10 protein-coding genes are annotated in these 7,893 nt (G+C 66.5%); 3 read left to right on the forward strand and 7 right to left on the reverse strand.

Going from position 1 to position 7,893, the window contains the following annotated elements:
* Positions 1–277: 277 nt before the first annotated feature.
* Positions 278–1,003 carry a phosphoglycolate phosphatase gene (gene gph / locus KHP16_RS25905; RefSeq protein WP_211961424.1) on the reverse strand — a complete coding sequence of 242 codons (726 nt, stop codon included), beginning with the start codon at positions 1,001–1,003 and terminating at the stop codon, positions 278–280.
* 26 nt (positions 1,004–1,029) lie between these two features.
* Complete coding sequence (rpe, locus tag KHP16_RS25910; RefSeq protein WP_109585209.1) at positions 1,030–1,737, reverse strand: ribulose-phosphate 3-epimerase; 708 nt, start codon at positions 1,735–1,737, stop codon at positions 1,030–1,032.
* 170 nt (positions 1,738–1,907) lie between these two features.
* On the opposite strand from rpe, the gene apaG reads away from it, so the two are divergent.
* Positions 1,908–2,282 carry a Co2+/Mg2+ efflux protein ApaG gene (gene apaG, locus KHP16_RS25915; protein ID WP_109585210.1) on the forward strand — a complete coding sequence of 125 codons (375 nt, stop codon included), beginning with the start codon at positions 1,908–1,910 and terminating at the stop codon, positions 2,280–2,282.
* A 16-nt stretch (positions 2,283–2,298) separates the two neighbouring features.
* Here apaG and KHP16_RS25920 read toward each other — a convergent pair whose 3' ends face one another.
* Entirely contained in the window at positions 2,299–2,517 is a 219-nt protein-coding gene (locus KHP16_RS25920) for a hypothetical protein (protein ID WP_109585211.1), read from the reverse strand.
* 87 nt (positions 2,518–2,604) lie between these two features.
* Between KHP16_RS25920 and mltA the strand changes: the two genes are divergently transcribed.
* On the forward strand, positions 2,605–3,759 hold the full coding sequence (mltA, locus tag KHP16_RS25925) for a murein transglycosylase A (protein ID WP_179594861.1): 1,155 nt from the start codon (positions 2,605–2,607) through the stop codon (positions 3,757–3,759).
* Positions 3,760–3,772: 13 nt separating this feature from the next.
* On the opposite strand, the gene paaK is transcribed toward mltA, so the two are convergent.
* The 4 genes from paaK to KHP16_RS25945 form a co-directional block, all read right to left on the reverse strand.
* Positions 3,773–5,113, reverse strand: coding sequence for a phenylacetate--CoA ligase PaaK (gene paaK / locus KHP16_RS25930; protein WP_211961425.1), 1,341 nt, complete (start codon positions 5,111–5,113; stop codon positions 3,773–3,775).
* 12 nt (positions 5,114–5,125) lie between these two features.
* Positions 5,126–5,566 (reverse strand): hydroxyphenylacetyl-CoA thioesterase PaaI, encoded by a 441-nt coding sequence (paaI, locus tag KHP16_RS25935; protein WP_109585214.1) that lies wholly within the window; start codon positions 5,564–5,566, stop codon positions 5,126–5,128.
* A gap of 6 nt (positions 5,567–5,572) precedes the next feature.
* Positions 5,573–6,391, reverse strand: coding sequence for a 2-(1,2-epoxy-1,2-dihydrophenyl)acetyl-CoA isomerase PaaG (paaG, locus tag KHP16_RS25940; RefSeq protein ID WP_109585215.1), 819 nt, complete (start codon positions 6,389–6,391; stop codon positions 5,573–5,575).
* Positions 6,392–6,470: 79 nt separating this feature from the next.
* Positions 6,471–6,725, reverse strand: coding sequence for an RNA recognition motif domain-containing protein (locus KHP16_RS25945; protein WP_109585216.1), 255 nt, complete (start codon positions 6,723–6,725; stop codon positions 6,471–6,473).
* Between the two features lie 87 nt (positions 6,726–6,812).
* On the opposite strand from KHP16_RS25945, the gene KHP16_RS25950 reads away from it, so the two are divergent.
* Complete coding sequence (locus KHP16_RS25950) at positions 6,813–7,589, forward strand: enoyl-CoA hydratase (RefSeq protein ID WP_179594820.1); 777 nt, start codon at positions 6,813–6,815, stop codon at positions 7,587–7,589.
* Positions 7,590–7,893 lie beyond the last annotated feature (304 nt).

Here is a 7,893-nt window from a genome sequence, read left to right on the forward strand (position 1 = left end):
GTATGGACCGTGTGACGATGGCTTGCGGACAAGGGCGCACACGGCTCGGGGTGGCGTGCGGCGCGTTCGTGGAGCTAACCGTAGCACAGGCGCCCGGGATGGGCGGCCCTGCATTACGGTGCGGCAGGATGGGATCTGCTGGAAATGTCAGGAGACTCGCGAACGCACCTTACGCCTGGATGGAGGCGTGCCAGCGACGCCAGGGCCAGGCCTGCCGATCACTGCCAGAAGAGATGCGTTTGCGGTTGACGAACATTGATGTTCTTTTCGACGGGAATCAGCGCTGTGCGGCAAGGATGGCCGCGACGCGCGCAATGTCGGGGACTATACCATCGGCGTCGACGCCTTGTACAGGGTTGCCATGGTTGTAGCCATATGGCATCAACAGCACACCGATGCCCGCCGCCCGCGCGGCGCGCGCGTCGTTTTCCGAGTCGCCGATGGCCAGCATTGCCGAGGGCGCCAGCCGGAAAGCCTGCGCCACCTGCAGCAGCGGGTACGGATCCGGCTTGCGCAGCGCGAACGCGTCGCCGCCGTAGACGAGCTCGAAATACTGGTCCAGCCCGGTGCGCGCGAGCAGCGGCGTAGTGAAGTTCTCCGGCTTGTTCGTGACGCAGGCGAGCCGCAACCCGGCCGCCTTCAGCGCCGCCAGCCCTTCGCGCACGTTCGGGTAGACCGACGAGAACTGGCCGTTGATGCGGACATATTCGCGGTCGTAGAGGTCATAGGCCTCGTCGAACAGTGCTGTGGCCTGCTGCGGCAGGCGTGTCTCGAGCACGCGCCGGATCAGGTTCTCGGAGCCCTTGCCGACGAAACTGACGATCGCCTGCGCGGACATCGGCTCCACGGGCCCGAGCTCCGGATGGGCGTGCGCGAGTGCCAGCAGCATCGCGTTGATGGCGGCGTGGAAGTCACCGGCGGTATCGACCATCGTGCCGTCGAGATCGACGATCACGCCTTGAATGCCGCTCCAGTCGGTGCGGCGCAGGATTTCGACGCTCATTGGTGCGACGTTCGTTGTTGCACCACTCATTGGCCAGCCTTCGCGCCCACCGTGGCCAGCTGGTCGCGCAACGCGCCGATGATGCCGCGATAGCCGCCATCGGCATCCGGCTTGCCGAACACGGCCGAGCCCGCCACGAACGTATCCGCGCCCGCCGCCGCGATCTCGGCGATGTTATCCACCTTCACGCCGCCATCCACTTCCAGCAGGATCTTCCGGCCCGTGCGCTCGGCGTAGGCGTCGATGCGGGCACGCACCGCGCGCAGCTTGTTCAGCGTCTCGGGAATGAATGACTGGCCGCCGAAGCCGGGGTTCACGGACATCAGCAGAATCACGTCGAGGCGGTCCATCACGTGGTCCAGATGGTGCAGCGGCGTGGCGGGATTGAACACGAGGCCAGCCTGGCAGCCGTTGTCGCGGATCAGCGCGAGCGAACGATCGACGTGCTCGCTGGCTTCCGGGTGAAACGTGATGATATTGGCGCCGGCCTTGGCGAAGTCGGGGATGATCCGATCCACCGGGCGCACCATCAGGTGCACGTCGATGGGCGCGGTCACGTGCGGGCGGATGGCCTCGCAGACCAGCGGGCCAACGGTCAGGTTGGGGACGTAATGGTTGTCCATCACGTCGAAATGGATCCAGTCCGCGCCCGCCTCGGTCACACGGCGAACTTCCTCGCCCAGGCGGGCAAAGTCGGCGGAGAGGATGGACGGGGCGATGCGATAGGTGGTCATGACGGTGTGGGGGCGGTGCGCAGGGGCTGAGACGAGCCGCATATTCTACGCTGGTCGGGCCGCTTGCCGCTGCCGGGGCCTTGCCGCACAATGCGGTCACCCGGCCCGTGGCATCGCCGCCAGGGGCCTCCCGCAAACTTCCGAGCCGAAGCCACCAGAGCCCGCCGACAATGAGCGAGTACGCATTTTCCGTGACGGTACGTACCCAGTACCTGTCCGACCAGTCGGATCCCGAGCGTGGGCGCTACGCCTTCGCCTACACCATCCACATCCAGAACACCGGCGAGGTGGCCGCGCAGCTGATCTCGCGCCACTGGGTGATCACCGACAGCGACAACGCGTCGCAGGAAGTCTCCGGTCTGGGCGTGGTCGGCCATCAGCCGCTGTTGAAACCGGGCGAGCACTTCGAGTACACGAGCTGGGCCACGATCTCCACGCCGGTCGGTTCGATGAAGGGCGAATACTTCTGCGTGGCCGAGGACGGCCACCGCTTCGAAGTGCCCATCCCCGAGTTCGCGCTGGTACTCCCGCGCATGCTCCACTGACCAGAGGGCAGGGTTCTCACGGTTCGCGCGCCTCGCCCTTGTTGCCTTCGGTCGGCTCCGCTGCCGGTCGGGCGCCAGCGTTGCGCGACGGATGATCGTCGGGCGCGCGCGTGGGCCGCGGGTTCTTCTTCGCGGTGCCCATGGTCCAGACCACGATGAACACCAGCAGGAAGAGCGCCGCGCCGGCTTCCAGCGCGAATACGAGCATCGGATGGTCTGACAGGAACTGGCTCATCGGGAACCCATGCGCAAAATAGTCGTCAGGTATGGCTGACCACGATTGTATGAGATACGGCTTCGATCACAGATGACAACTCAGGTAATGACAGCGCCCGCGCCGGGCCGCCATACGCGAACGATGAACTGGCGCCGCCTCGGCTGGGCCGCGATGGCCGGCGTGGCCATCTGGCTCGCCGGCTGCTCGAGCGGCCCGCCGCCGCGCGTGCAGGGCCCCGGCGGCACGGCCGCTGGCATCCCGGGCAGCACCAGCGCCCCGCCGCCAGCGACGTCGGCCACGGCCGGTCGTCTGCAGCCGGTGAGCTGGAGCGAAGTGGGCGGCTGGAGCCAGGACGACGTCCGCGCGGCATGGCCCGCCTTGCTCGCCAGCTGTCAGGCGCTCAAGAAGCGCCCGGACTGGAACCGCGTCTGCTCGGTCGGCATCATGGTCGATGCGGGCGACCTGCCCGCGATGCGCCAGTTTTTCGAAACCAACTTCCAGCCGTACCGCGTGGTCAACGGCGACGGCACGGATAGTGGCCTGATCACGGGCTACTACGAACCGATCCTCCATGGCTCGCGCACGCGTCAGGGCCAGTATCAGATCCCGCTCTACCGGCGCCCCCCGTCGATGGGCAAGGGGCCGCTGCCCGCGCGCGGCGAGCTGATGCAGAACCCGGCCATGCGCGGCAACGAACTCGTGTGGGTCGATGACGCCGTGGAAGCGGCCTTCCTTCAGATCCAGGGTTCGGGCCGCATCCGCCTGCCGGACGGCACGATGATGCGCGTCGGGTTTGGCGGCACCAACGACCAGCCGTTCCGCTCGATCGGCAAATGGCTGCTGGACCGGGGCGAAATCACGCCCGTGCAGGCCACGATGCAGGGCATCAAGGCCTGGGCGCGCGCCAACCCCTCCCGCGTGGAGGAAATGCTCAACGTCAATCCGCGCTTCGTGTTCTTCCGCGAACTGCCGCCGACCAACGAAGGTCCGGTGGGCGCGCTGGGCGTGCCGCTGACGGCCGAGCGCTCGATCGCGGTGGACCCGGCCACGATTCCGCTGGGCGTGCCGGTCTTCCTGTCGACGACGCGGCCGCTCTCGACCGAACCGATCCAGCGCCTGATGTTCGCGCAGGACACGGGCTCGGCGATCCGCGGCGGCGTGCGCGCGGACTTCTTCTGGGGCGCGGGCGATGCCGCCGGGGAGACGGCGGGCCGCATGAAGCAGGGCGGCCGCATGTGGGTGCTGATGCCTCGGAGCTGAGGCAGGCGGCGGCTCAGCGCGGACGCTGATCGACGCGTTGGTCGACGCGTTGGTCGATGATGCGCCGCGCCTTGCCGACCGACCGCTCGATCCCGCCCACGGGCAGCACGTCGATCGCCGCGCTCACGCCGATATAGGCCTTGATGTCGTGCGCGAGCGCCGTTCGCGCGCCGGCAGCATCGGCCGGACTCGCCCCCTGCGCGCATTCGACGCGCACCGTCAGCGTGTCCAGCGGTCCTTCCTTGCCGAGCACGCACTGGTAGTGCGGCGCCAGTTCCGCATGGCGCAGGATCAGTTCCTCGATCTGCGACGGAAACACATTGACCCCGCGCACGATCATCATGTCGTCCGCGCGCCCGGTCACCTTCTCCATCCGCCGAAACGCCGGCCGCGCCGTGCCGGGCAACAGCCGAGTGAGGTCGCGCGTCCGATAGCGGATCACGGGCATTGCCTCTTTCGTCAGCGACGTGAACACCAGCTCGCCGAACTCGCCATCGGGCAGGACCGCGCCGGTATCGGGATCGATGATCTCGGGATAGAAATGGTCCTCCCAGATCGTGGGGCCGTCCTTGGTCTCGGCGCACTCGTTCGCCACGCCCGGACCCATGACTTCCGAAAGTCCATAGATATCCACGGCCGAGATGCCGAGGCGCTTCTCGATCGCCCGCCGCATCTCCGGCGTCCACGGCTCCGCGCCGAAGATGCCCAGGCGTAGCGAGGTGTCCGCTGGGTCGATACCCTGCCGCTCGAGTTCGTCGGCGATGGCGAGCATGTAGCTCGGCGTCACCATGATGATGTCGGGGCGAAAGTCGAGGATCAGCTGCACCTGCCGCTCGGTCTGCCCGCCGCCGAACGGAATGGCCGTCAGCCCGCATCGCTCCACGCCGTAATGCGCACCGAGCCCGCCCGTGAAGAGCCCGTAGCCGTAGCTCACGTGTACCTTGTCGCCGCGCCGCGCTCCCGATGCGCGGATCGAGCGCGCCATCACGGTCGCCCACGTTTCGATGTCGCGGAGCGTATAGCCGACGACGGTAGGCTTGCCGGTCGTTCCCGACGAGGCATGGATGCGCGCAATGCGATCCTGCGGCACCGCGAACATCCCGAACGGATAGTGGTCGCGCAGGTCCTGCTTCGTCGTGAACGGAAACCGCGCGAGGTCCGCCAGCGAGGTCACACGATCCGGATGCACGCCGGCCTCGTCGAACTTGCGCCGATAGACGGGCGAGTTGTCATAGGCATGGCGCAGCGACCATTGGAGCCGCTCGAGCTGCAGGTCCTGCAGGGCCTGCACGCTCGCGGACTCGACCGGTTCGAGCGGCAGATCGGTCTGGAACGCGCTGGGGGCGGGGCGCATGACATTCTCCTCTCAGGGATTGGAGGGCGGCACGACGTGTCCGCGAATCTGCGCGGACTTGCCGCGAAACATCGCCACCGGCTCGCCGGCAAGGTTCGTCACCCGCACGTCATAGACACCATGCCGCCCCGAGAGAACCTGCTCGACGGCCTCGGCGGTCAACGTATCGCCCCCCTGCACAGGCCGGAGGAACTCGACGCTGCAGCCGGCCGCGACGGTATTCACGTTATGGCTGTTGCACGCGAACGCAAATGCCGAATCGGCGAGCGTGAACATCAACCCACCGTGGCAGGTGCCATGGCCATTGAGGAATTCGGGCCGGATCGCCATCGACAGCCGCGCGTAGCCCGGGCGCACCGCCTCGACCACCATGCCGAGCCATCGGCTGCATGCATCGGCCTCGAACATCGCGGCGGCCGCGGCATCGGCCAGTGCCTGCGCATCGCTGCTCATATCGGCTTACTCTCCCGTGAAACGCGGCGCGCGCTTTTCGAGGAACGCATTCACCCCCTCGGTGTAGTCGTGCGAGCGTCCGAGATCGCGCTGCAGGTCGCGCTCGAGATCGAGCTGCGTGTCCAGCGTGTTGGTGAGGCCCGCGCGCATCGACTGCTTGATGGCCGCGAGCGCGCGCGTGGGCTGCGATGCCAGTTGCGTGGCCAGCGCGAGCGCCTGCTCGTGCAGCAGCGGGTCGTCGAGCGCTTCCCAGATCAGCCCCCACTTCTCGGCTTCCTCGGCCGAAAGCTTGTTGCCCGTCATCGCCAGTCCGAGCGCGCGCGCCATGCCGACGCGCTGTGGCAGGAACCATGTGCCGCCCGAGTCCGGCACGAGTCCGATCTTCACGAACGCCTGAATGAAGCTGGCCGACCGCGCGGCGATCACGATGTCGCACGCCAGCGCGAGGTTCGCCCCCGCACCGGCCGCGGTGCCATTGACGGCGGCGATCACGGGGAGTGACATCGCCTGCAGCCGCCGCACGAGCGGATTGAAGTGGTCGTCGATGAGCGTGCCCAGGTCGGTCGCGCTGCCCGGCGTGAAATCGAGGTCCGCGAGATCCTGCCCCGCGCAAAAGCCCCGCCCCGCGCCGGTGAGCAGCAGCGCCCGCGCGCCACCTGCCTCCACCCGATCGAGCGCGCCACGCAACGCCTCATGCATTGCGCGCGTGAAGCTGTTGAGTTTGTCAGGCCGGTTGAGCGTGACCGCGGCGACGTCGCCGTGCCACTGCAGCAGGATAGGACCGGTATCGATGGACGAACGGACAGCGGCTTGCGACGAAGGCATAGGGTCTCCCGGGCATCGCCTTGAAAATTAACCGACCAAGCGGTCGGGAAATATAGGCACTAACCCCAATGCCGAGGGCTCAGGCAAAGCGATCATGCATGACGTCCGCCACGAGTTCCCTGCCGCGCCAGAACATGTGGTGGATCCGTTCGGCGAATTTATGGAGGGTCTCGGCATCGACGTCGTCGTAGGTCAGCACGACGGAAGGGCGCGAGCCGTCGCCCTCGAGGTGTTCCAGGATGTTGGAATCGGGCAGGCCGTACTTGCGGAGAAACGCGTGAATATCGTCGTCGGTCGCATCGGGATCGACGTTCGTCAGCATCAGGCGTGACATGGTGTGCTCCTCGATGTGCTGCAAGCACGAGTCTATGCCCTTTACACTCCAAGCTGCACGGAATACCCCAACAACGAAGGAGCAGACATGTCGTACGAGAACATCCTCGTGGAAACGCGCGGCCGCGTCGGAATCGTGACCCTGAACCGCCCCAAGGCCCTGAACGCGCTCAACGACGCGCTGATGGATGAACTCGGCGCCGCGCTGACGGCGTTCGACCAGGACGAGGGGGTAGGCTGCATCGTCATCACGGGCAGCGAACGCGCGTTCGCGGCGGGGGCGGACATCGGCATGATGGCCAAGTATTCGTTCATGGACGTGTACAAGGGCGACTACATCACGCGTAATTGGGAAACCATTCGCCGCATCCGCAAGCCAGTCATCGCCGCAGTGGGCGGCTACGCGCTCGGCGGCGGCTGCGAGCTCGCGATGATGTGCGACATCATCATCGCCGCGGACACCGCAAAGTTCGGCCAGCCCGAAGTGAAGCTCGGCACCATGCCCGGCGCGGGCGGCACGCAGCGCCTGCCGCGGGCGGTGTCCAAAGCCAAAGCGATGGACCTGTGCCTCAGCGCGCGCATGATGGACGCGGCCGAAGCCGAACGCGCGGGGCTGGTGTCGCGCATCGTGCCCGCCGACAAACTGCTCGACGAAGCCATCGGCGCGGCGGAGGCCATCGCCGGCTATTCGCTGCCCGTCGTCATGATGATCAAGGAGTCCGTCAACGCCGCCTACGAGACATCGCTGGCCGAAGGCGTCCACTTCGAGCGCCGCCTGTTCCATGCGACGTTCGCGACGGAAGACCAGAAGGAAGGCATGGCCGCCTTCGTCGAGAAACGCAGCCCCGATTTCAAGCACCGCTGACCGGACAGGTCAGGGAATACCCGAGGGTGGCGTAGGGTTTTCACGGACATGTTGCACAACGATGAAAACGGGACTAATATTCGCCCCCTCGCAACACAAACCGAAGACAGCAGCAGGCGGAAACGCAGCGCTGGCGCGGGTTTGTGGGTAGCAAGCGGGGAAGGTGAGAGGAAGTCAGCAGGTTGGTCGGTCTGAAAAATAAATCGACAAACCAGTTGACGCGAAGCAGGAAACGCTACATACTCTCGCTTCTTCGCTGCAACGAAATACGCAGCGACGCAGACGGCAAAGCCGGTTGCGCAAG

It is taken from the genome of Cupriavidus plantarum, assembly GCF_905397285.1.
Classification (GTDB): domain Bacteria; phylum Pseudomonadota; class Gammaproteobacteria; order Burkholderiales; family Burkholderiaceae; genus Cupriavidus; species Cupriavidus plantarum.